Origin of the sequence: Nocardia otitidiscaviarum (genome assembly GCF_007362295.1) — a bacterium.
Classification (GTDB): Bacteria; Actinomycetota; Actinomycetes; order Mycobacteriales; family Mycobacteriaceae; genus Nocardia; species Nocardia otitidiscaviarum.
Genome location: NZ_CP041695.1, coordinates 5,787,413 through 5,809,057, shown reverse-complemented (window position 1 = coordinate 5,809,057; position 21,645 = coordinate 5,787,413). Strand labels below are relative to the sequence as shown.

Below are 21,645 nucleotides of genomic sequence, written 5' to 3'. Positions count from 1 at the left end.
AGCCGAACTCGCCCGATTCGCGGCGCGTCTCGGTTCTGGACTGACCGGAGCGGAGGAGCGAAGCGGGGGAGCGGAGGGAGGGAAGAACCGAGACTTCCAGCGCCGCGAATCCGCCGGAGCGAAGCGGAGGCAATTAGACACAGGAGGAACCGATGCGCGATATGGTCGAGATCGGCATGGGCCGGACTGCCCGGCGCACTTACGAACTGGACGATGTCGACATCGTTCCCTCGCGGCGGACCCGCTCGTCGAAGCAGGTGTCGCTGGCGTGGCAGCTCGATGCCTACCGTTTCGAGATCCCGTTCCTGACGCATCCGACCGATGCGCTGGTCTCGCCGGAGTTCGCCATCGAGCTCGGCCGTCACGGTGGTCTCGGCGTTATCAACGGCGAGGGTCTGTGGGCGCGGCACGCCGATGTGGAGGCCAAGGTCCAGCAGCTCACCGAGGTGGCCGAGAAGGAGGGGACGGAGGCCGCGGTCGCGTTGCTGCAGGAATTGCACGCGGCCCCGATGCAGCCGGATCTGCTGGCGGCCGCGGTGGCGCAGGTGCGGGCCGCGGGTGTGACGACCGCGGTGCGGGTGAGCCCGCAGAATGCGCGCACGCTGACCCCCGCGCTGGTGCAGGCCGGTATCGACCTGCTGGTGGTGCACGGCACCATCATCTCGGCCGAGCATGTGGGCGACGGTGAGCCGCTGAATCTCAAGACGTTCATCGCCGAGTTGGATGTGCCGGTGGTGGCGGGCGGTGTGAGCGATCACCGCACCGCGCTGCATCTGATGCGCACCGGCGCGGCGGGTGTCATCGTCGGTTACGGCTCCATGCAGGGCGCGACGTCGACCGGTGAGGTGCTCGGTATCGGCGTGCCCATGGCCACGGCCATCGCCGATGCCGCCGCCGCGCGCCGCGATTACCTGGACGAGACCGGCGGCCGCTACGTGCATGTCATCGCCGACGGCGACATTCTCACCTCGGGGCACGTGGCGAAGGCCATCGCCTGTGGGGCGGACGCGGTCATGCTCGGTGTGCCGCTCACCCTGGCCGCGGAGTCGCCCGGCAAGGGCTGGTTCTGGCCCTCGGCCGCCGCCCACCCGTCGGTACCGCGCGGCGCCCTGCTGCCCTACGCCATCGACGAGGAACGCGTCCCCCTCGCCCAGGTCCTGGAGGGCCCCTCCAACGACCCCTTCGGCTCCCTCAACCTGGTCGGCGGCCTCCGCCGCTCCATGGCCAAGACCGGCTACTGCGACCTGAAGGAATTCCAGAAGGTCGGCCTGAACGTCCGAGCCTGACCGAGCCGCCCGCACACAGCACCCGCCGGGAGCGCAACACCCGTTGCGCCCCGGCGGAATCCTCGCCGCAACCCGCTGGTCTGCCGGGTGGCTATGTCCTCGCCCTGACCGGAACGCCCGCCCGCGCGGCCTGAGCGGCTCGTGATCACTGCCCTTGCTCCTGCCGGGATGCCCGCCTACGCGGTCGGTTCGGCCGCGCCCTCACCGGAACTCTCTACCAGCACCTGTCGACCAGTGCTCATCACCGTTCTCGTCCGGGAACGCAACAACTGATCTCGCATCGATTGGGGTAACTCATCGGGTACGCCCAGAATCGGATTGGCACTCGACCGCAGGCACGCGTGCACGCGCCGTAACGGCTCTCAGCCGCGCGCTGAAGTCCCGGAGAGGCGGGCTAGCGGCAGTGCGCGGAGGAAGTTCAGGATGGCGGTGTTCACCTCGCCGGGGTGGGTCATATTGACGGTTTGGCGGGCACCTTCGATTTCCAGGTAGCGGGCGGCGGGCAGGCGGGCGGCGAGTTCGCGGGCGTTGGCGCGGGAGATCCCGCTGTTGGTGGGGTGGATAACCAATGCGGGACAGGTGATTTCGGATAGTCGGTCGAGTACCGAGTCACGTCCGAGCAGGCAACCGGCGGCGACCTCGGTGGCGTGGTGGTCGCGGGCGAGCCAGCGTTTCACCCAGACGGCGCGATACCAGGCGTCGTCGCCGATGAGCCATTCCGCGAGGTGTTCGGCGAGGGCGCGGCGGGGGCCGTTCTCATACCATTTGTCCAGGAAGCGACGGGCATTGGTGAGTTCCAGCGTGGAGGGTTCGTGTGCCTCGGTGCTGATGAGAATGAGTGCAGCCACGCGGTCGGGGGCCAGCAGCGCGGTGCGCAGTGCGGTGAATCCGCCCTGTGAGGTACCGCCGATGACGGATCGCCGCACACCGAGTTGGTCCAGTACGGTCAGCACGTCGCGGGCGCTGGTCCAGTAGGTGAAGGGCAGGCCCTTGTCGCGCGTGCGTCCGTGTCCGCGCGCGTCCCAGGTGACGATCCGGTACTCCGGTGTGAGCGCCGCCTGCTGCGACGCGAACATCGTTCGGTCCATGAGGAATTCGTGCCCCAGTAGCACTACCGGTCCATCGCCCCCGCTGTCCTCGTAATGGATTTCGGCATCGATCGCATGGGCGAATGGCACGAGGAAGAGGATAGTCACGGCCGGTGACAGAGATCGACAGTTTTGCCCCGTGCCGGGTGCGCGTACGGCGTGCCGCGCCACCCGATTTGTGTGTCTCGGGATGAATGCGTCGATCTTGGTCCGGACCGGTGCGCCCGACGGACGTGTGTCCTGCATCGCTCACTAGACTGATCCGGTGGCAGAAACCCAGCGACCAGTCCTTGTCGTCGACTTCGGCGCGCAGTACGCGCAGTTGATCGCGCGCCGGGTGCGCGAGTGCAGTGTCTACTCCGAGGTGGTTCCGCACACCGCGACCGTCGAGGAGATCGCCGAGAAGCGGCCCGCCGCCGTGATTCTGTCCGGCGGTCCGTCGAGCGTGTACGCCGAGGGCGCGCCGCAACTGGATCCGCGGCTGTTCGACCTGGATGTGCCGGTCTTCGGTATCTGCTACGGCTTCCAGGCCATGGCGCAGGCGCTGGGCGGCACGGTCGCGCACACCGGTACCCGTGAATACGGCCGCACCGAGATCAATATCGACGGTGGTGTGCTGCACGGCGGCCTGCCGATCCACCATCCGGTGTGGATGAGCCACGGCGACGCCGTCACCGACGCCCCCGAGGGCTTCGAGGTCACCGGCACCACGCCGGGCGCGCCGGTCGCCGCGTTCGAGGACCGCGCCCGCAAGCTGGCCGGTGTGCAGTACCACCCCGAGGTGCTGCATTCGCCGCACGGTCAGCAGGTGTTGAGCCGCTTCCTGCACGAGATCGCCGGGATCCCGGCGGCGTGGACGCCCGCCAATATCGCCGAGGCGCTCATCGCGGATGTGCGTGAGCGGATCGGCGACGGCCACGCCATCTGCGGCCTGTCCGGCGGCGTGGATTCGGCCGTCGCCGCCGCCCTGGTGCAGCGTGCCATCGGCGACCGGCTGACCTGTGTGTTCGTCGACCACGGGCTGCTGCGTGCGGGTGAGCGCGAGCAGGTGCAGCGCGATTTCGTCGCCGCGACCGGCGCCAAGCTGGTGACCGTCGACGCGGTGGAGAAGTTCCTCGGCGAGCTGAAGGGCGTCACCGATCCGGAGGAGAAGCGCAAGATCATCGGCCGGGAGTTCATCCGCTCCTTCGAGGACGCCGTCGCCGAGGTGGTGGGCGAGCAGGGGGAGACCAAGGTCGAATACCTGGTGCAGGGCACGCTCTACCCGGATGTGGTGGAGTCCGGCGGGGGCGCCGGAACCGCGAATATCAAGAGCCACCACAATGTCGGCGGACTGCCCGACGACCTGGAATTCTCGCTGGTGGAGCCGTTGCGGCTACTGTTCAAGGATGAGGTCCGCGCCGTCGGCCGCGAACTGGGCCTGCCCGAGGACATCGTCGCGCGCCAGCCCTTCCCGGGCCCCGGCCTGGCCATCCGCATCGTCGGCGAGGTGACCGCGGACCGTCTGGAGCTGTTGCGCCAGGCCGACGCCATCGCCCGCGAGGAGTTGACCGCCGCCGGTCTGGACGGCCAGATCTGGCAGTGCCCGGTGGTGCTGCTGGCCGATGTGCGCAGTGTCGGCGTGCAGGGTGACGGCCGCACCTACGGCCATCCGATCGTGCTGCGGCCGGTGTCCTCGGAGGACGCCATGACCGCCGACTGGACTCGGTTGCCCTATGAAGTGCTGGAACGCATTTCGACCCGGATCACCAATGAGGTGGCGGAGGTCAACCGGGTGGTGCTGGACGTGACGTCGAAGCCGCCGGGGACCATCGAGTGGGAGTGAGCGCCGCGCGTCGCGTGCGGTAGGCGTGGGCTCTCGATCCGGACCGGATCGCCGGGCCCGCTACGTGTACGCGGCGACACCGACCGTGATCAGGACGATGAACAGCAGGAGCAGCACCGCGCCCGCGGTGGTGTAGCGGTGCTCGCCCGCTCCGTTCGGATGCCGTTGCGCGGGCTGGGTTTCGGGCAGCGTGCGGGTGAGCGGGTCGATGCGCGCCGCGTCCTTCGCGGCCACCGGGTTCGAAATCCCGCCCGTACTGCGGTATCCGGCGACGGTGAGGCGATGTCCCGTGCGGTGCCGCCAGGTCGCGGCCAGCGCCTGCGAGAACAGCGGGAGCAGGCCCGGGTCGTAGCTGTGTCGGTCGTGGTGGTCGCCGACGCCGCACAGGTCGGCGATGATCAGCTCGTCGAGACCGGCTTCGAGTTCGAGTCCGGCCAGGCGCGCGGGACCGGTGACGGCCTGGGCCAGTTCGTCGGGGCGCATCGGGCCCAGGATGTAGCTGCGCTTCTCCAGTGCGCCCTGCAGGCTCGAATAGGCGAGGCAGGGGGCGTAGTAGTCGGCGCGCAGGGCCAACACCACGGCGGCGGTGTGCTCGGTGGCGCAGCGGTGCAGGGCCGCCAGGAATTCCGCACGGGCGCTTTCGCTTCCGCAGCCGGTGAAGAACTCCTCGAACTGGTCGACGATGAGCAGACGCTGCCGGTCGAGCCGCTGTGCGGTGAGGGCGGTGACGATGTCGTCGGCGGTGAGGTCGCCGCCGTCGATGCCGTAGGCCGCTGCCAGGGTGGTGAGCGGGTCGGTGCCGGGGGTGATGGTGGTGACGTCCCAGTCGCTCACCGCCGGGACCAGCCCGGCCGCCAGCAGTGACGACTTCCCCGCCCCGGAGGCCCCGATGAGGATCACCATGCCGCTCGCGTCACCGGCCGCCTCGCGCACCAGATCGGCGAATTCCGCTGTGGCATGGGTGCGTCCGAAGAACAGGTCGCGGTCCCGACGCCGGTAGGGGGCGAGCCCGAGGTACGGACAGTCGGAGTCGTCGGGGGTCCGGGTGGGGGCCTCGTACTCGGTCGTGGTCTCGCCGCTCACCATGTTCTGTCCTCGATCTTCCCGAGTGCCGGTTGACCGGCCGTACCGCGTCGACCGCCCCAGTGTCGCATCCGTCGTCGCCTGGAATGCGAACGGCCCCTGAACCATTCGGGTCAGGGGCCGTACTCGGTGGTCGACTACTCCTTGCGTTTGCGTGGCGAGATCACCAGCAGCACGCCGACCACGATGGCGGTGATCACCACGATCCAGCCGAAGGACAGCCCCTCGGGCCAGGAGTGCGGGCCGATGAAGGCCCAGACGCTCACCAGCAGGCCGAGGACTCCGGCGATGAGGAGTGAGAACGACGGACGACGGGTCTTGTTGTCAGCCACGCTGCACCTCCACGGATCCCATGCTCATATCGACGGCCAGATCGAGAATCGGCCCCTCGGCGGGGCCCACGAGGCCGGTGGGGCAGTTGTTCTCTCCCATATCCACCGAGCAGTCGAAACGCACCCGCAGATCGTTCGGCACGATGATGCGGACCTCACCCATCGCCCCCTCGATCCTGGTCGCGTGATCCTCGGTGAGTCGCAGATTGCTCAGGTCCAGGGTGGCGGAGCCGAACGACCACGAATACTCCGGGGCCAGTTGGCCCGCGTCCTGCACCACCCAGACCCGGTCGCCCATCCCGCCGCGGTCGAATTCGATCGGGCCGATGAGCGAGGCCAGGAGGACGAATCCGGCCAGCGGTGCGAGCACCACCATGAGTCCGTACCCGCGCCGGGCGAACGCGCCGACGATGAGACCCAGTGCCACCACCGCCAGGGCGGCAGCTCCGATCCGGCCCGGCGTCATCCAGTCCACCCCGGCCGCGGCGGCCGCACCCGCGGCGGCCGCGGCCAGTATGGCCAGACCGATGACGGTGGGGGTCAGTCGGGAACGCGGGCGCTTGGGCGGGGCCTGCACCGGTACCACGTGGGAGGCGCTGGGCTCCGGGAGATCCCAGGCGAGCGGGGCCACGCCCAGCGGATCCCAACCCGGCGGGGTGGGGCCGAAGTCCGGGGAGATGGGGGCGGGGCCGTAGGCGCGGCGCTCCGGCTCCGAGGCGGATGGAATCCGGTGCAGGTCCGGGTCGTCGGCCGGACGCGGGCCGGGTGTGTCGTCCCGGTCCGCGCGCGGTGTCGGATCATCCGGGTTCGCGGGCTCGTCGGTGACGGCCGCGCCCTCCTTCCGCAGGATGACCGATTCCACCACGTCTCCGTCGACGCGCAGCACCTCGGTGCGTGCCTCGGCCGGTGTCGGATCGCCCTCGGGCACAGTCGAATCCGCGGTGGGTAGTGTCGCGGTGGGCGTGGGGTCGCCCTTGGACAGCTCGACGGTCGGGGTCGGGTCACCGTCGGCTGCCGAGGGCGTCCAGTCCGTCTCGGGCTGTCCGGTGTTCCCGGTCGGCCTGGGCAGCACGTCGGTGCGGTCGGCGTTCGAATCGTTTTCGTGCACCGGCGGTTCCGTGCGCAGTCCGGCGGCCTGCCGCGCCGGGTCGGGCTCGTAGTGGTCGGGCAGTGTGGTGTACGGCCCGTACGGTGAGGCGGTGCCCGGATATCCGGTCCACTGTGGCGAGCCGGGGAAGGCGGTCCCCGGGTATCCGGTGGTCGTCGGGTACCCCATGGCGGCGAATCCCGAATCCAGGCTCCCCACCGGCGGTTCCGGTTGCCGCTGGTAGAGCAGCCACCAGCCGCCCAGCATGAGCGCGAAGCTGATCAGTCCGGAGCCGCCGAGCCCGGTGCCGACCGGTCCGGCGGTCATGATCGCGATACCCAGCGCCACCATCAACACGATGGTCTTGGTGTGCGACTGCGAACTGCGACCCTTCCCGAACAGCGATTCGGCGGCCGACGCCTCGTCCCCCTCCTGCCGCATGAGCACCCAGCTCGCGAGGTACAGCACGATGCCCGCGCCGCCGAAGAAGGCCGAGATCACGAAGGCGACCCGCACCAGTACCGGATCGACGTTGTACCGCCGTCCGAATCCGGCGGCCACGCCCGCGATCGGCCCCTGCCGCGGCATTCGCACCGGCCGGGTATGCCAGAGATGATGAAGCTGATCGCTGAAGCTGCCCCGTCCGGCGCCACTGGACCAGTCGCTCGCTGAGTTCATGGTCCCATCGTCGCGCCGCCCGCCGCTCGGCCGCATCGGGGTTCACCCTGAAAAAGGGCCTGAACTCCCGGATCAGGCACAGGGCGGGTCGTAGGGCAGCTGCGGCAGGTACCGCTGCCAGAGTTCCGGGGTCCACAGCTCACCGGTGACCGCGCAGACGCGATCCACGGCATGCTCGATATCCAAGTCCCAGACGCGAAGTGCGCCGTCCTCATCGGTCGCGACGGCGAAACGGCCGCTCGGGTGCAGGGAGCTGAGCCAGGGCTGGCCCGATTCGACGAGCGGTTCGCCCAGGCGTCGGGGGTGCGCGGGATCGCTCAGCTCCCACAGCTGGATCGCACCTCGGAAATCACTGGTGATCATGGTGCGCCCGTCGGCCGAGAAGTCGATGGTGCGGGTCGAGAGCGGATGGGCGACGAAGGGCTCGCCGATCCGGACCGGTTTCGCGAGGTCACTGATATCCCACAGTTGCACGGATTCGGAGTCGGTGGTCGCCATGAGTCGGAAGTCGGGGGAATAGCTGGCGAAGTTGGACAGTCCGGCGCGCTGCCGGACCATATCGTCCAGGTATCGCGGTCGGGCGGGATCGCTGACATCCCAGCGGCCGATGGTGAAGTCGCCGTCGACCGAGACCGGCGGATGCTGGAGCAGCAGCGTCGCGCCATCCGGGCTGAAGTCCATCGAACTCGCATTGTTGCCGCTCGCTATGGCTCGATCGAAGGGGACGGGGTGGAAGCGGTCGGCCAGATCCCACAACCGGATCCGTTCCCCCTCACCCGACGCCATGATCTTCCCATCGCGGCTGAGCGCCAGGTCGTAGAGCGGATCCGGCATCCGCCAGGGGACCGGCGGTCCGATGCGCGCGGGATCGGAGATGTCGATGGCGTAGCCCGCCGGGGGGAAGAACGAGGTGACCAACAGGGTGCGGCCGTCCGGAGTGAGCGCGGCGTCGAAGTCGCGGCCGTCGAGCCTGCTGTCGCCGCGGAACGCGGGCGGCTGTCCGTCCCGCATGTCCCAGACCTGGATCCGTCCGTCGGCCGAGACGCTCACCATCCGATCACCCGAGGCGTCGAACAGCGGCGGAGCGACCACGCCCGCATGCCCGTCGAGCCGGGCCGGTGGCAACGACCAGGTCTGGATGCGCCCGCCCACGCCGGTCGCCAGGGTGCGGCCGTCGGGGGCGAAGACGATGTCGGCGGGGCCGTCGACACAGGGCGTCGACACCTCGCGATACCGGCAGCTGGTGGTGTTCGAGACGAGCCGGTGCGGATAGCGGATCGGCGATGCCGCGGCGGTGACATTCCACAGCACGGTGCCTTCCATACCGGCGATCGCCAGCGTGCGGCCGTCGGGACTGAAGGCCAGCGCGTTGACGGTGTCGTCCTCGATATCGAGGGATGGGCCGAGGGCACGCGGGTGCGCTGGATCGCCGATATCCCACAGCCGGACGGTGGCTGTGTGCCCACCGGTATCGGGTACCGCGTCGTAGCCGCCGACCGCGACGACGGTGCCTGTCGGATCGAAGGCGAGGTCGGTGACGGTCAGTGTCGCGCCGTGGAACTCACCGACCGGCACCGCACGGCCCGAGCCGGTCGTATCCCAGAGCCGGACGAGCTGGTCGCCTTCTTCCAGATTCACCGTCGCCAGGATGCGGCTGCCGGGGCCGTAGCGCAGCAACTGCTGAGTGGAGCCGTAGCGCCCGGTGCCCAACGGCAGGACCGACTTCCGAACGGCGAGCGCGGCATCCGCCACATCCCAGAGTTCGAGGTCGTAGGGGGTGAGGATGGCCACGGTGCGGCCGTCGCCGACGAACTCGGCGGCGAGTATCCGACCCGTTGTTTCGGGGAGAACGCCGACTTCACGAGGTGCTACGGGTCCGTCGACATCCCACAGACGCGCCGGTGCGGTCTTGGCCGTGGTGAGCATGAGCGCGCCGTCGGGGCTGAACGTGAAACCGGAGACCTGCTCGATCGTGCGCGCCGTCGGCCGGGGGCGCTGCTGTTCGGTGGCGTCCCAGAAACGCAGCACCCCGGCCGCGTCGAGCGAGGCCAGCGCCGAGTCGCCGGGGCGGTACCGCACCTGCTTCACCAGGAGGCTGTCGGCAGCCGGGCTGACGGTCACCAACGGCAGGTCCTGAGTCCGCAGCAGGCGGGTGCCCACCCCGGCGTCATTCGGGCGCAATTGTCGTGCCACCAGTGATAATTGGGCGGCCAATGACGGGTCCAGAGAGAACTGTCGGTCGGCCTCGGCCAGCACGGCGGCGAAGTTCTTCTCATCGCGCTGCTGATCGGCCAGGCGCATCTGGGTGTACGCCGCGAACCCGACCACCAGCAGCACGACGCCCAGCACGGCCAGCGCGGCCTTGGTGCGAGTGGACCGCAGGCGGGAGTGTGCGCGGGAGACCTCGGACGCGGTGAGGAATTCGCGGGCGAGGTCGCCGACGGGCGGTGGGTCGGCATTGTCGAGTGCGTGCCGGAGGCGGGTGCCCCGGTAGAGCAGCGAGGAATCCCGATGCTGGGCCGCCCATTCCGCGGCATCGGACTCCAGGCGCTGGCGGATCAGGTAGCCGACGCGGTCCTCGTCGATCCAGGCGTGCAGGCGGGGCCAGGCGGTGAGGACGATCTCGTGGGTGAGGGTGACCGCGTCGGCGTCGAGGGTGAGCAGGCGGGTCCGGGACAGGAGTTCCAGTGCGGCCGTGGCGTCTTCGCGGTCGACCGCCCGGGCCAGCAGTTCCGGGCGCCGGGCGGGACGGCGGGTGTCGTGCGCGTCCTGGCCTACCGTGACCAGACCCAGCAGGATGTCCTTGGCGGCGTGCCGCTGCGGTTCGGACAGCTCCCGCCAGGCGTCTTCGGCGGTGGCGGCGACCGAGCCGACTACACCGCCCGCCTTGCGGTACCCGGTGACGGTGAGTTTGCGGCCCTCGCGGTGCTGCCAGGTGGCGGCCATGACGTGGGAGAGCAGGGGCAGTGCGCCCGGGTCGTAGCCGCGCCGGTGGTCGTGCTCGCCGACGCCGCACAGTTCGGTGATGACCAGTTCTTCCAGGCCGGGCTCCAGTTCCAGCCCGGCCGCGCGGGCGGGCCCGGTGACGGCCTGGGCGAGTTCGTCGAGCCGCATCGGCCCGAGCAGGTAGCCGCGCTGCTCCAGTGCCTCCTGCAGGACGGGATAGCTGAGGCAGTGCGCGTAGAAGTCGGCGCGCAGCGCCACCACCGTTGTGCCGTGCCCGGCCCGGTCGGCGAGGGCGTCGAGAAACTCCTGGCGTTCGGATTCGCTGGCGCAGGTGGTGAACACCTCTTCGAACTGGTCCACGACCAGCAGGCGCCGCGGTGCCGCCTCGCTCGGCGTGGGAGGTTCCGGAACTGGTTCGGACACCGTGTGATTTGATGCGGCGGCCGATCCGGTGGGCGTGAGCGTGTCGAGCGCTTCGCGCAGCGCGGTGAGCGGGTGCGGCCCCGGGGTGAGGGCGGTGATCTCCCAATCGTCCAGTGCGGGAACGAGACCGGCCGCCAGCAGGGAAGACTTCCCGGCTCCGGAGGCGCCCACCACCACGATCACGTCCCGGTGGGTGCGCACCAGATCGGCGAGTTCGGCGGTGGCGCGGGCGCGGCCGAAGAACAGTCTGCGGTTCTCGCGGCTGTAGGAGGTCAAACCCGGGTAAGGGCAGGCGGTTTCGGTCTCGTCGTCCGGGTTCCAGGTGGTGGCCGCGTGCCACAGTCGCTGCCATTCCTTGGGATCGGCCAGCGGGCGGGGCAGTGGCGCAGCGGATGCGCGGACCTGGTCGATGAGGGTGAGCACCACCGGGAGCAGGGATTCGAAGCGGGCCGGAACATTGCGGCCCGCCTTCCAATCGCTGATGCGCTGGGCGGACACGCCGCCCCCGCGACGGCCCTGGGCGGCGCGCATGCGGGCCTCGCTGGCGGCGGCGACCCGACGCAGCGTCGGATTGCCTGCCGCCTCGTACAATTCGGCGAATCGATGTGCGAACAGTGCTCGTGGTGACCGGATTTCCGGATCGGTGCCGGTTCCGCCGCCGTTCGATCGATCCCCCACGAGCATGGAGTCAATGTAACTGTCGTTCAGCGGAATCGGTGAGGAGCGGCGGCGCGGATACCGCGCCGCCGCCCCCGGCGTAGCCGGTCAGAGCACGATCGGGTCGCCGGTGACCCAGTCGGCCGCATCGGCCTCCGGCGAGGTGGCCTCGACGATGGTGTACGACTGCACGGTCAGTGGGCCGCCGCAGTTCTGTACGGTCAGGCGGTAGTCGCGGTCGACGACGTAGCCGGTGCTGCCCGGCGGCAATTCCTTGGAACCGCGCTCCACCGTGACGATCTCGCCCGGCGTGATGGACAGATGCAGTCCCATGCCACCGCCGATGCGCGGGGTGATGCCCGCGCTGGCGTGCGGGGTCACCCCGGTGAGGGCGTTGGCGCTGACTCCGATGCCGAGGTCGGCGTCCACGCCTGCGCTCGCGTCGATGTCGAAGGTCACGTCCAGGTCGACCGCGCAGCCGACGAGCCACCCGGTGTGGATGGTTCCGGTGCCGCCCTCGACCCGCCCGTAGGAGGTGTTCGTGAGGTACACCTCGCGGTTGGTCGGCATGCCGTTCAGCGGCGCCACCGGATGGAACCAGCTGTCGGTGTGTCCGACGGTGACGCTCATGCCATCGGGTACGGCGGTGGTCTTCTCGTGCGGCGCCAGCCCCCCGGCTCCGGCGGTGGCCGCGAACGGCCCGGCGACGGTGACTCCGGTCGCGACGACGGCGGCGATGAGTACGGACTCGATATTCATGGTTCCTCCCCGAACCTGTTGCACCCGTGGCGATCCGCGAGTGCCGGAGCCGTTGTGGCTCTGAGAAGAACGTAGGGAGCGAGCCCGGGGCGATGTTGTGGTCCGCTTCGGTCCGGACTATGAAACCGCTGATGGGAGAGCTGGATGAGTTGTCCGGACCGGACGCCCCTCAGGCCCGAAAGGATCTGGCGCGCAACCGCTGTGCCACACTCGCCGCCATCAGGGTGGCGATTCCCGCCGGATCCTGCGGGTCGTATCCGGTGAGTTCGCCGATCCGGGACAGCCGGTAGGTCACCGTATTGCGGTGGATGAACAGGGCCCGCGCCACGGCGTTGTGATTGAAGTGGTTGTCGATGAACGCCGTCAGAGTGCGACCCAGCGACGGCTGATCATCGAGCGGGTCGAGGATGGCCGCCAGGTTCGGCAGTGCGGAATCCGCGGTGGCGATGGCGTATTCGAACAGCATGTCCTGGCGGCGGCACACGATATCGGCGCGCTCCAGGCAGCGCGCCGCCTCCGCCACGGTGCGCGCCTCGGCGAAGGCGCTCGGAATCAGTGGGTGCGCGGTGGCCACGGCGACCCCGATCCACAGCTGCGGATGCGGTTCGGCGCGCAGTGCCAGGCGGGAGCGCAGTGCGCGCACCGGATCTGCCTCATCGCCGGGACGCAGCGGGACGAGTGCGGCCCAACCGCCGCTGTCGCGATGCAGGAGTGCACCGGACAGACCGCCGATGCGGGCGCGCAGCGCGGTCAGGGTGCCGGGGGTCGGCTCTCCCAGGCGTACGGCCGCGACCAGGAAGGCGTCGGCGACGGGCGGTTCGCGGTCGCTGGCCCGGCGGCCGGGATCGCGCCCGGCCAGCAGGTCCGCGGCGATCTCGCTCTGTCGCTCCCAGGGCTCCCAGACATCCCAGCGGGGCTGGCGGGCGTCGGCGACCAGCGCCGCGGCGATGCGGGACATCATGAGGCCGGCGTAGTCGGTGGCGCGCTGGCCGATCTCGGAGATGAAGCGTTGCTCGTCGGCACGCAGCAGCGGTACGAGTTGCGACCAGAAGAACGCGATGCCGATCCGGTAGTTCGCCAGCACCTCGTCGACCGACATACCGTCGTGGACCAGCCGCACCGCCCGCTCGATGAGCGGCCGGGTGTCCTGTTCCGACGGTTCGGCATCCGTGGTGAGATACCGGAAGAACAGTTCGAGATTCAGCTGCGCGCTGGGCACGAAGTCGGCGTCCATCATCGACTGCGGCAGTGCGTCGTACGGCGGCACCTCCGCGCTGAACGCGCCGGCCAGTTCGACCGCTCGGGACCGCAGCCGCTCGACGACCTCCGCCCGCTGGCCGTCCTCGGCGTATTCGGTTCCGGCGGGGGAGAAGTGCGTCATCGGACTCCACCTTTCGCCGTTCGCGCTCACCCTATGTGACCGCCCGGCGGCCGAGGGCCGCCGGGCGGTGTGCGCTAGCCTCCGGGGAAGCCGGGCGGCAGTGGCTGGAAATCGGCCTTGAACTTCGGGCCCGGCGGCAGGCCGCGCAGCAGTGCGCTGGTCCAGGCGACCGCGGGAATCCATCCGGTCACGGCGTTGGTGATGTGCTCGGGGACGGGCACGGTGTAGAAGCGCAGGTCCGCACCGCGTTCCCAGTACGAGTTCACGGTGGGGATCACCACCGACGGTGGGATCAGCTCGTCCCACAGGCCGTGCCACCACAGCACCGGCGTATCGGGGATGTATTTGCCGAGGCTGTTGTCCCGCAGCACCTCCAGCACCGCGGGCGAATTCTCCAGCGACTTGCCCGGCTGGTAGTAGGCGCTGATCGGACGGTACGAGCCGGTCAGTGCGATGGTGGCGTAGCAGCGGTCCTGGAAGTCCGCGAGCAGCCGCTGCCCCTCCTCGGTGAGCAGTTCCTTCGGGTCGAACACGTCGGGGTATTCGCGGGCCAGGCTGGCCATGCCGAGCCACATGGTGAAGTTGCTGGTGCCGGTCAACCCCGGCTGCGGCTGGGTGGCGTAGCGCGCGATGCCCACCAGATCGGCCGGGGTGCCGCCGATGGTGGTGCCGAGAATCCGCACATCCGGTGCGTAGGTGGCGCGCAGTTCCGCCGCGCGGATGGAACCGGAACCGCCGCCGGAGTAGCCGTAGAGCGCGATGCCGGAATCGGTCAGGCCCAGGCCCGGATCGTTCTTCATGGCACGCAGGCTGTCCAGCACCATCTTGCCCTCGGCATAGGTATTGAAGGTGTTGAACTTGCCGTCGAAGTCGGGCACGTTGATGGCGAAGCCCTGCGCCAGCCAGTACTGGGCGAGCGCGGCCTCCTTCATGGTCCCGGTCCGCAGCGTGTAGGACGGATTGCAGGAGGAGTCGGTGGAGTCGATCGCCTCCTGGAAGGACACCACCGGGCGCGGGCTGCCCACCCACGGAATGCCGGGGACGATCACGGTGGTGGCGGTGACGATCGGATTGTCGTGCACGTCGTTGGACCGGTACAGCAGCTGCTTGGTGTAGACCGGGAACGGAATTCCCAGGATCCGGGTCTGCACCTCGCGCGAGCGCACGATCTGTCCGGGCTGGTAGGAGGCGATATCCGCCGGATCGTCGTACCAGGGATCCTCCTCCGGCACCGGAATCGGCAGCAGGTCGTACAGCTCCGGTTCGGACGGCAGCTGCGGCAGCTGATTCTGGTCGGGCGGGAAGGTCGGATATCCGGGTTCGGCGACCGCCGTCCCCGCCGCACTCACCGCCACTAGCCCCGACATCGCCATCACGGCGAGTCGGCGCAGGCGCGCCTTGCTCACTTGGATCCTCCAGCGTCGTTGCTCGTATCGCCGATCACACTTACTCGGCGGTCAGTTGCCAGCTCACAGCAAATGACAGCAATGCGCTATCGGCAGACCGCCGAGGGTGGACGGATCCGACTGTGCATGTGCACAAGCACCCCGGCCTCAGGGTGTGAATCCGGGTGTTTCCGGATGTCGTGGTGTCGGGTGTGCGTGCCAGTATCGAAGGCATGTACCCGCCGGTGCCTTTCCTCGACCCTGCCCAGGGGCAGCCCGTCGCGCATGTGCCGCGGCTGATGCGGCGTTCCGGTGGGCGGATCGTCGGCGGGGTGGCCGGTGGGCTCGCCGATCACCTCGGTGTCGACGTGTTCAAGGTGCGGATGGCGTTCGTGCTGTTGTCCGCGCTGGCCGGGGCCGGGATCCTGGCGTACGGACTGCTGTGGATCTTCACCCCGGGCGGTGGGGACGACACTCCGCCGTCGGCGCGGGAGCGGCGGCAGGGGATCGGGTTGGCGCTGCTCGGGCTGGCGCTGTCGGTGGCCATGGCGTGGGTGTTCAGTGGGACCGCCGCCCAGGTGATCGGGCCGATCATCGTGGTCGCCGTCGGCGCGGCGCTGGTGTGGCGCGAATTCGACGAGGACGGGCCGCGCTCGGTCCTCGGCCTGCCCGCCAAGGCGTCGGTGGTGACCTGGGCGCGCATCGTCGGCGGGGCCACCCTCATCGTGGTCGGTCTCGGTGTGGTGGTGTTGGCGCGCATCGATCTGAGTTCGCTCGGTTCGGCGCTGCTGGCGGTGGCGGTCACCCTGATCGGCGCGGGACTGCTCACGGTGCCGCTGTGGCTGCGCATGATGCGCGCGCTCAACGACGAGCGCTCCGCCCGCATTCGCAATGAGGAGCGTGAGGAGATCGCCTCGCATCTGCACGATTCGGTATTGCAGACCCTGGCTCTGATCCAGCGGCAGGCCGACAATCCGCAGGAGGTGGTGCGGCTGGCCCGCAGCCAGGAGCGAGAGCTGCGCAAATGGCTGTTCGACGACACCGGGCCCGCACATTCCAGCCTGGCCGCGGCACTGCGCACCATCGCCGGTGAGGTGGAGGACCAGCACGGTGTGAAGGTCACGCCGGTGACCGTCGGCGATGTCACCATGGATCTCGACGACAGCGGCAGCGGGCTGCCCAAGGAGCATTTCACCGCCATTCTGGGGGCCACCCGGGAGGCACTGGTCAATGCCGCCAAACACGCGGGCGTCCCGGCCATCGACCTGTTCGCGGAGGTCGAACCGCATCAGGTGAGCGTCTTCGTGCGCGACCGCGGCAAGGGGTTCGACCCGGACGGCGTCTCCGCCGACCGGCAGGGCCTGGCGAAATCCATTCACGGCCGGATCGAGCGGCGCGGCGGCACCGTCGAGGTGAAATCCGCGCCCGGCCGCGGGACCGAGGTGCGAATCTTCATGCCGCGCAAGGACGGCGCCGACGAGCGGTTGGTCGTTCGCACCGAGGAGCCGGTATCGGGCGCGGAGCCGGAGGCCGAGCCGCCGAACGGCCGGGTGGTCGATGACGCGACCGTGGAGGGTCGGCGCTGACCGCCGCATCGGCGCAGCGTGTGGTACGGATGTGGGTGGGTTCGATCCGCTGGCAGCGTGAGGAGATGCAGTGAGTGTCCGGGTTTTTCTGGTCGACGATCACGCCGTGTTCCGGTCCGGGGTGCGTGCGGAGCTGAGCCGGGAAACCGATATGCAGGTGGTCGGCGAGGCCGGTGGGGTTGCCGAGGCGATCGCCGGAATCAAGGCCAGCACCCCGGATGTGGTGCTGCTGGATGTGCACATGCCCGACGGCGGCGGTGTCGCGGTGTTGCAGGGGATCGAGGCAGGGCCGGTGTGCTTGGCGCTCAGCGTCTCCGATGCGGCCGAGGACGTGATCGCGGTGATTCGGGCGGGGGCGCGCGGCTATGTCACCAAGACCATCTCGGGGCCGGAACTGGCCGACGGGATTCGCCGGGTGGCCGGGGGCGACGCGGTGTTCAGTCCGCGGCTGGCCGGATTCGTGCTGGACTCCTTCACCGGCCGGTCCCAGGTTCCGGAGCCGCCGCTGGATCCGGAACTGGATTCGCTCACCCCGCGTGAGCTGGAGGTGCTGCGCCTGCTGGCGCGCGGCTACACCTATCGGGAGATCGCCGAGAATCTGTTCATCTCGGTGAAGACCGTGGAGACGCACGCCTCCAATGTGCTGCGCAAGACGCAGCAGTCAAACCGCAACGCCCTCACCCGCTGGGCGCATCGTCGGCGCATCGACTGAGCGGCACGCGCCATCCTGCCCGCCGGGTCCCCTCCGCTCGGCGGGCAGGATGCTGCGCGAACCGGTGGCGTGGTGCCGCCGATCCCGCTGGACTATCTGGGTGCTGAGCCGAACGACGGCCTCCTCCAGGGTGATTCCGAGGTGTTCGGCGCGGGCCGCGGCCAGTTCGAAGGCGAGCAGCACGTCCTCGGTCGGCGTGTCTCCGGCGGCCGCCGTGGCCAGATCGAAGTCGCCCAGGAATTCGTCGAGCGCCATTCCGCTCATCGCCTGCACCTTGGTCAGGAAGCGTCCGGGCAACCAGCTCAGGGTCCAGCCGTTGCCGCGCGGATCGTAGATCGCGATTTCCGGGGTGAGGTCGCTGGTGATCGACCAGTCGGTGATCCGGAGTGTCATGGTGCTCGCCTCCTGCTCAAGGTGCTCGTGACTTGGCTTGTTGGCGTGGATGTTTCGCGGGTGGGCCGTACCTAAATGCTAAGAGTCGCCACTTCGGGACGTCAATAAAGCTTTAGTGACTTGTGATGATATTTGATAAGCATTTCTGCTCGAATTTAGGCAATAGGAATGGATTTCGGCGCGAGTAGGCTGTCAATTGTCCGGTGCACAGTGCGCGGAAGCGGAAGAACACCGCCGAAAGCCGGGTGAGCTACCGTGCATCGCGTGTCACCCGTAGCGGGGGCTACAGCGGTGTGCCGCACGAAGTTCCAGGTGAGAGGGCATAACATCCATCACTCGACAACCGATGACACATCGTGATTAGAATGTCGCCTCGTGACACTCTGTGTGCACGCGAATTCCGGGCGACCGACAGGAGGCGCCCGATGACCCGGCCCTCGGACAGCGAGCGGATTGGCGAACTGGTACGCCGCCTGCGTATCGAACGCGGCTATACCCAGGCGTCCCTGGCGGCCAAGGCCGACTGTTCGCGCAGCCTCATCCAGCAGATCGAGAACGGCACCCGCATCCCGCCGCTACCGCTGCGGGAGCGGCTGAGTCTGGCACTGGGAGAGGAACTTCCGATGTCCGGCCCGGCCGAGCCCGGCGAGGCCGTCGGCAGCGAGTACTACGAGCTGCGCATGCGGTTCAACGTGCTGCTCGGCAAGGATCCGCAACTGGTGGAGCGCGCCCTCGGCATCGCCCAGCGCCTCATCGACGCGGCGGGCGCGCGCGACGACATCGAACCGCTGCGCCTCATCGCCGACCGGCAACTGGAACGCGCGGAAGAGATTCTGGCGCAGATACCCTCACGCAGCGCCACCGTGTGGGAGTGGAACACGGTGCTGGACTGGCTCACCATTCTCGACCAGGCCGTCCACACCGTGCGCGCCATCCACACCGCGGACCTGGGCACCATCGGCGGCGACGTCGGCGACGACTACCACCAGGCCATTCTGCGGCTCGCCGACGCCGGACGGGATGTGCGGCGCATGTACGTGCTCGACGGCATCGACGATGTGGTGCCCTACGAGGACAAGCTCTGGCGGCAGGCGCGCGCCGGCGTGGTGAGCATCCTGGTCAAGCGCGAACACGCCCGCAACGCGCAGAGCATGCTGGTGGTCGACGAACGCTATGTGGCCGTGGGGGAATACGACTACTCCCGGCAGGCGCGCGTCGCCACCCGCTTCTCCGCGCTCAAACACGATGTGGAATTCGCGGTGAAGCGGTTCGAGAAGCTCTACGACCTCGCCCGGGAAGGGTCGGCCATCACCGTCAACGATATCGTCGCCACGCCGGAGCTGGCCCGCTACGAGCGGCTCACCGACGACGGCTGCCGTGAGCTGTTCCGGGAAGCGCTGGAACGGCAATGGCGTGAGCTACCCGCACCCGGAGAAGCACCGCGGGGTGATCGGTGGTGAACCACCGGTTCGAACTGGGTGCCCGCACCAGCCGCTCGGAGGAGCGCAAGCGCGAGGTGCGGCGGTATCTGGGTGCGGCGCAGTGGTTTCCGGGGACAGAGGGGCGGATCTATCCGGAGGTCATCGACGCCTATCACGGGGAGACGGGGCTGGCCCCGGACGCCAAGGCCGTCGCGGCGCTGGACCGCGCGTGGAACGAGCTGCTGCGGCTGGAACGCCCGGCGGAGTACCGCGACGGGGTGCTGTACGACAAACGCCAGCCCATGATTCTGCGAGAGTTGGCCGCCGACAAGCTGTTCGGGCGGTTGTGGCAGCCCACGGCCGAGGTGGCCGGGGTGCGGGTGCGGCCCGAGGAGGTCGTGGTCTGCCCCTATTCGAGCACGGTGCTGCTCGAGGAGGCCGTGGCCACGCTGGCCCGGCCCGGCGGGGTGATCGTCTGTCCCGAGGGGTTCTACAAGAGCTCCAGCATTCATGTGGAGAAGTACGGGCTGGCCATCGTGACCTGCCCCGCCACCGCCGACGACGCGTTCCGGATCGACCCGGAGGCGCTGGCGCGTTGCCTGGACGGCTACGCGGCGCAGGGGCGGCTGTGCGGCGTGCTGCTCACGCTGCCCGGGAATCCGGTCGTCGCCGACTACTCGGCCGAGCAGCTGGGCGAGATCGGTCGGGTGCTGCTGGAGCGCGACGTGCCCGTCATCTGCGATATGGCCTTCGACCGGCTGGTGGAGCACATCCCGCTGGCGGCGGTGCGGGTCGCGGGCGCGGACGGGGTGCGGCGGATGTACGACCGGGTGCTGACCGTCACCGGTAATTCCAAGGGCTACAACGCCTTCGGGCCCTGCAAGTTCGGCGCGGCCTGCACCGGTGACGCGGTGTGGCTGCGGGAGGTCAGGGAGCGGCTGACCATCGCCTTCCAGCGGGAGACCACCCATCTGGTGCGCGCCACCCTCGAACACACGGGGGAGGAGTACTTCACGGCCAACCGGGCGCGGATGCGGGCGCAACTGGAGCGGGCGCGGGTGCGGATCGAGGGACTCAACGCCCGGGTGGGCGTGCCGGTGCTGCGTCCGCTCGGCAGTTTGCAGGGCATGTTCCTCAGCGTGGTCTTCGACCGCGCGATCCTGGAATCGGCGGGTGTGCACAGCAGTGCACAGCTCGAGGACGTGCTGTTGGCCGCCGCCGGAATCGACAGCGTGGCCCTGGACCGCACCGGGTCGCCGCGGCTGGGGGTGCGGCTCAATGTGCTCGCGCCGCGCAAGGCTCCCGGCAGTGAGTCCGCCGACCTGCTGGACGAATTGTTCGACCGGATCGAGCGTTTGGTGCTGGATATGGTGGCCGGGCTGACCTACGGGCAGGTGCTGGCCGGGCGCGGGCTGCCCGAGCTGCCCGAGTTCGCGGCGGCGTCGTGATCGTCGGCGTACCGCGCGAGACGGCTCCCCGGGAACGGCGGGTCGCACTGACCCCCAACGATATTCGAGGGTTGGTGGCGGCAGGCGTGACGGTGTTCGTGGAGCGCTCGGCCGGACTCGGGGCCGGGTCCGCGGACGCCGACTACGCGGCGGCCGGTGCCTGCGTCGCGGCCGACCGCCAGGCGATCTTCGGTCGTTGCGACGTGGTCGCCTGGGTGAAAAAGCCCGCCTTCGAACTGGATTCGATGCCGCTGCGTCCGGGTATGCGGCTGGTCGGATTCCAGGATCCGATCGCCCGCCGGGACGAGATCGCCGCCCTGCGGGCGCGCGGAATCGACTCGGTGGCCTTCGAACTCGTCCCGCGCACCGACCCGCCCGCCTCCCACGACGCGCTCTCCGCCATGAGCCGTTTCGCCGGGCGGCTCGCCTATGCCGAAGGGCGGGAACTGCTGTCGCCCCGGGACCGGCCGTTGCGTGTCCTGATCCTGGGTTGCGGGCAGGCCGGGCTGGCCGCCGTCGCCGCGGCCGTCGACCACGGTGACGAGAAGCCGACGGTCTTCGGCAACCGCGCCGAGCAGGAGTCCGCCGCATTCGCCTGCGGCGCAGGGGCCTTCGTGCCGGACACCAGCCCGGACCGCATCCGCGACCACATCGAACGCGAAGCCCCGGACCTGATCTGCTGCGCGGCCGTACACCGTGGTGACCGCGCGCCCTTGCTGCTCGATGCCGACGCGTTGGACGCTCTCGGTGCGGGTGCGGGTGCGGGTGCGGGTGCGGGTGCGGGTGCGGGTGCGGGTGCGGGTGCGGGTGCGGGTGCGGGTGCTGTGGTGGTCGATCTCGCGGCGAAGGCGGGCGGCAACTGCGTCGCGACCCGTGTGGACACCACGACCACTCTCGCCAATGGCGTTGTGGTCACCCATCGTTCGAACTACCCGGCCGCACAGCCCCGCGCGGCCAGCGTGGCGTACGGCGCGGCCACCGCCGCCATGATCCTGCGACTCCTGGGCTCCGCCCCGCACCTCTAGGACCGGTCGCCGGATACACCGAGGTGTGGCACTCGAGCACGGGCCGTGTGGGCGCCGAGGCGCCACTGCGGTGAACGCGGGGAACCAACGGGTCCGTAGGTCGGGCGCCACCGCGAGTGCCGGTGCCAGC

16 protein-coding genes are annotated in these 21,645 nt (G+C 69.4%); 7 read left to right on the top strand and 9 right to left on the bottom strand.

The window, feature by feature from the left end:
• The first annotated feature begins 152 nt into the window (after positions 1 to 152).
• The gene (locus FOH10_RS26155) at positions 153 to 1,286 is read left to right on the top strand and encodes a GuaB3 family IMP dehydrogenase-related protein (protein ID WP_029923782.1); all 1,134 of its coding nucleotides are present in this window, start codon (positions 153 to 155) and stop codon (positions 1,284 to 1,286) included.
• 362 nt (positions 1,287 to 1,648) lie between these two features.
• Here FOH10_RS26155 and FOH10_RS26150 read toward each other — a convergent pair whose 3' ends face one another.
• Positions 1,649 to 2,464 (bottom strand): alpha/beta fold hydrolase, encoded by an 816-nt coding sequence (locus tag FOH10_RS26150; protein WP_143982711.1) that lies wholly within the window; start codon positions 2,462 to 2,464, stop codon positions 1,649 to 1,651.
• A 175-nt stretch (positions 2,465 to 2,639) separates the two neighbouring features.
• Between FOH10_RS26150 and guaA the strand changes: the two genes are divergently transcribed.
• Positions 2,640 to 4,199 (top strand): glutamine-hydrolyzing GMP synthase, encoded by a 1,560-nt coding sequence (gene guaA, locus FOH10_RS26145; RefSeq protein ID WP_039810098.1) that lies wholly within the window; start codon positions 2,640 to 2,642, stop codon positions 4,197 to 4,199.
• Positions 4,200 to 4,259: 60 nt separating this feature from the next.
• Here guaA and FOH10_RS26140 read toward each other — a convergent pair whose 3' ends face one another.
• The 7 genes from FOH10_RS26140 to FOH10_RS26110 form a co-directional block, all read right to left on the bottom strand.
• Positions 4,260 to 5,285: an ATP-binding protein gene (locus FOH10_RS26140; RefSeq protein ID WP_143982710.1), complete on the bottom strand. Its 1,026-nt coding sequence runs from the start codon at positions 5,283 to 5,285 to the stop codon at positions 4,260 to 4,262.
• A 134-nt stretch (positions 5,286 to 5,419) separates the two neighbouring features.
• Positions 5,420 to 5,614 carry a hypothetical protein gene (locus FOH10_RS26135; protein ID WP_029923786.1) on the bottom strand — a complete coding sequence of 65 codons (195 nt, stop codon included), beginning with the start codon at positions 5,612 to 5,614 and terminating at the stop codon, positions 5,420 to 5,422.
• Positions 5,607 to 7,379, bottom strand: a complete 1,773-nt coding sequence (locus tag FOH10_RS26130) for a PspC domain-containing protein (protein ID WP_143982709.1) — start codon at positions 7,377 to 7,379, stop codon at positions 5,607 to 5,609. The genes FOH10_RS26135 and FOH10_RS26130 overlap by 8 nt, the downstream gene beginning before the upstream one ends.
• Positions 7,380 to 7,451: 72 nt before the next feature.
• Positions 7,452 to 11,339 (bottom strand): WD40 repeat domain-containing protein, encoded by a 3,888-nt coding sequence (locus tag FOH10_RS26125; RefSeq protein ID WP_143982708.1) that lies wholly within the window; start codon positions 11,337 to 11,339, stop codon positions 7,452 to 7,454.
• 174 nt (positions 11,340 to 11,513) lie between these two features.
• The gene (locus FOH10_RS26120) at positions 11,514 to 12,164 is read right to left on the bottom strand and encodes an MspA family porin (RefSeq protein WP_143982707.1); all 651 of its coding nucleotides are present in this window, start codon (positions 12,162 to 12,164) and stop codon (positions 11,514 to 11,516) included.
• 169 nt (positions 12,165 to 12,333) lie between these two features.
• The gene (locus FOH10_RS26115; RefSeq protein ID WP_186000592.1) at positions 12,334 to 13,545 is read right to left on the bottom strand and encodes a PucR family transcriptional regulator; all 1,212 of its coding nucleotides are present in this window, start codon (positions 13,543 to 13,545) and stop codon (positions 12,334 to 12,336) included.
• A 74-nt stretch (positions 13,546 to 13,619) separates the two neighbouring features.
• Positions 13,620 to 14,918, bottom strand: a complete 1,299-nt coding sequence (locus tag FOH10_RS26110; protein ID WP_039810261.1) for a lipase family protein — start codon at positions 14,916 to 14,918, stop codon at positions 13,620 to 13,622.
• Positions 14,919 to 15,163: 245 nt separating this feature from the next.
• Here FOH10_RS26110 and FOH10_RS26105 point away from each other — a divergent pair, with 245 nt between their 5' ends.
• The gene (locus tag FOH10_RS26105; RefSeq protein ID WP_143984325.1) at positions 15,164 to 16,516 is read left to right on the top strand and encodes an ATP-binding protein; all 1,353 of its coding nucleotides are present in this window, start codon (positions 15,164 to 15,166) and stop codon (positions 16,514 to 16,516) included.
• 70 nt (positions 16,517 to 16,586) lie between these two features.
• Positions 16,587 to 17,228, top strand: a complete 642-nt coding sequence (locus FOH10_RS26100; RefSeq protein ID WP_039810146.1) for a response regulator — start codon at positions 16,587 to 16,589, stop codon at positions 17,226 to 17,228.
• Here the strand turns inward: FOH10_RS26100 and FOH10_RS26095 are convergent.
• The gene (locus FOH10_RS26095) at positions 17,178 to 17,621 is read right to left on the bottom strand and encodes a hypothetical protein (protein ID WP_052372093.1); all 444 of its coding nucleotides are present in this window, start codon (positions 17,619 to 17,621) and stop codon (positions 17,178 to 17,180) included. The genes FOH10_RS26100 and FOH10_RS26095 overlap by 51 nt on opposite strands.
• Before the next feature lie 425 nt (positions 17,622 to 18,046).
• Here FOH10_RS26095 and FOH10_RS26090 point away from each other — a divergent pair, with 425 nt between their 5' ends.
• Genes FOH10_RS26090 through FOH10_RS26080 form a run of 3 tightly spaced genes read left to right on the top strand, consistent with a single transcriptional unit; the run spans position 18,047 to position 21,515 of the window.
• Entirely contained in the window at positions 18,047 to 19,081 is a 1,035-nt protein-coding gene (locus tag FOH10_RS26090) for a helix-turn-helix domain-containing protein (protein WP_186000591.1), read from the top strand.
• Positions 19,078 to 20,490, top strand: coding sequence for an aminotransferase class I/II-fold pyridoxal phosphate-dependent enzyme (locus FOH10_RS26085; RefSeq protein ID WP_143982704.1), 1,413 nt, complete (start codon positions 19,078 to 19,080; stop codon positions 20,488 to 20,490). Before FOH10_RS26090 ends, FOH10_RS26085 begins: the two co-directional genes overlap by 4 nt.
• Positions 20,487 to 21,515, top strand: a complete 1,029-nt coding sequence (locus FOH10_RS26080) for a Rossmann-fold NAD(P)-binding domain-containing protein (RefSeq protein ID WP_143982703.1) — start codon at positions 20,487 to 20,489, stop codon at positions 21,513 to 21,515. Before FOH10_RS26085 ends, FOH10_RS26080 begins: the two co-directional genes overlap by 4 nt.
• Positions 21,516 to 21,645: the final 130 nt, after the last annotated feature.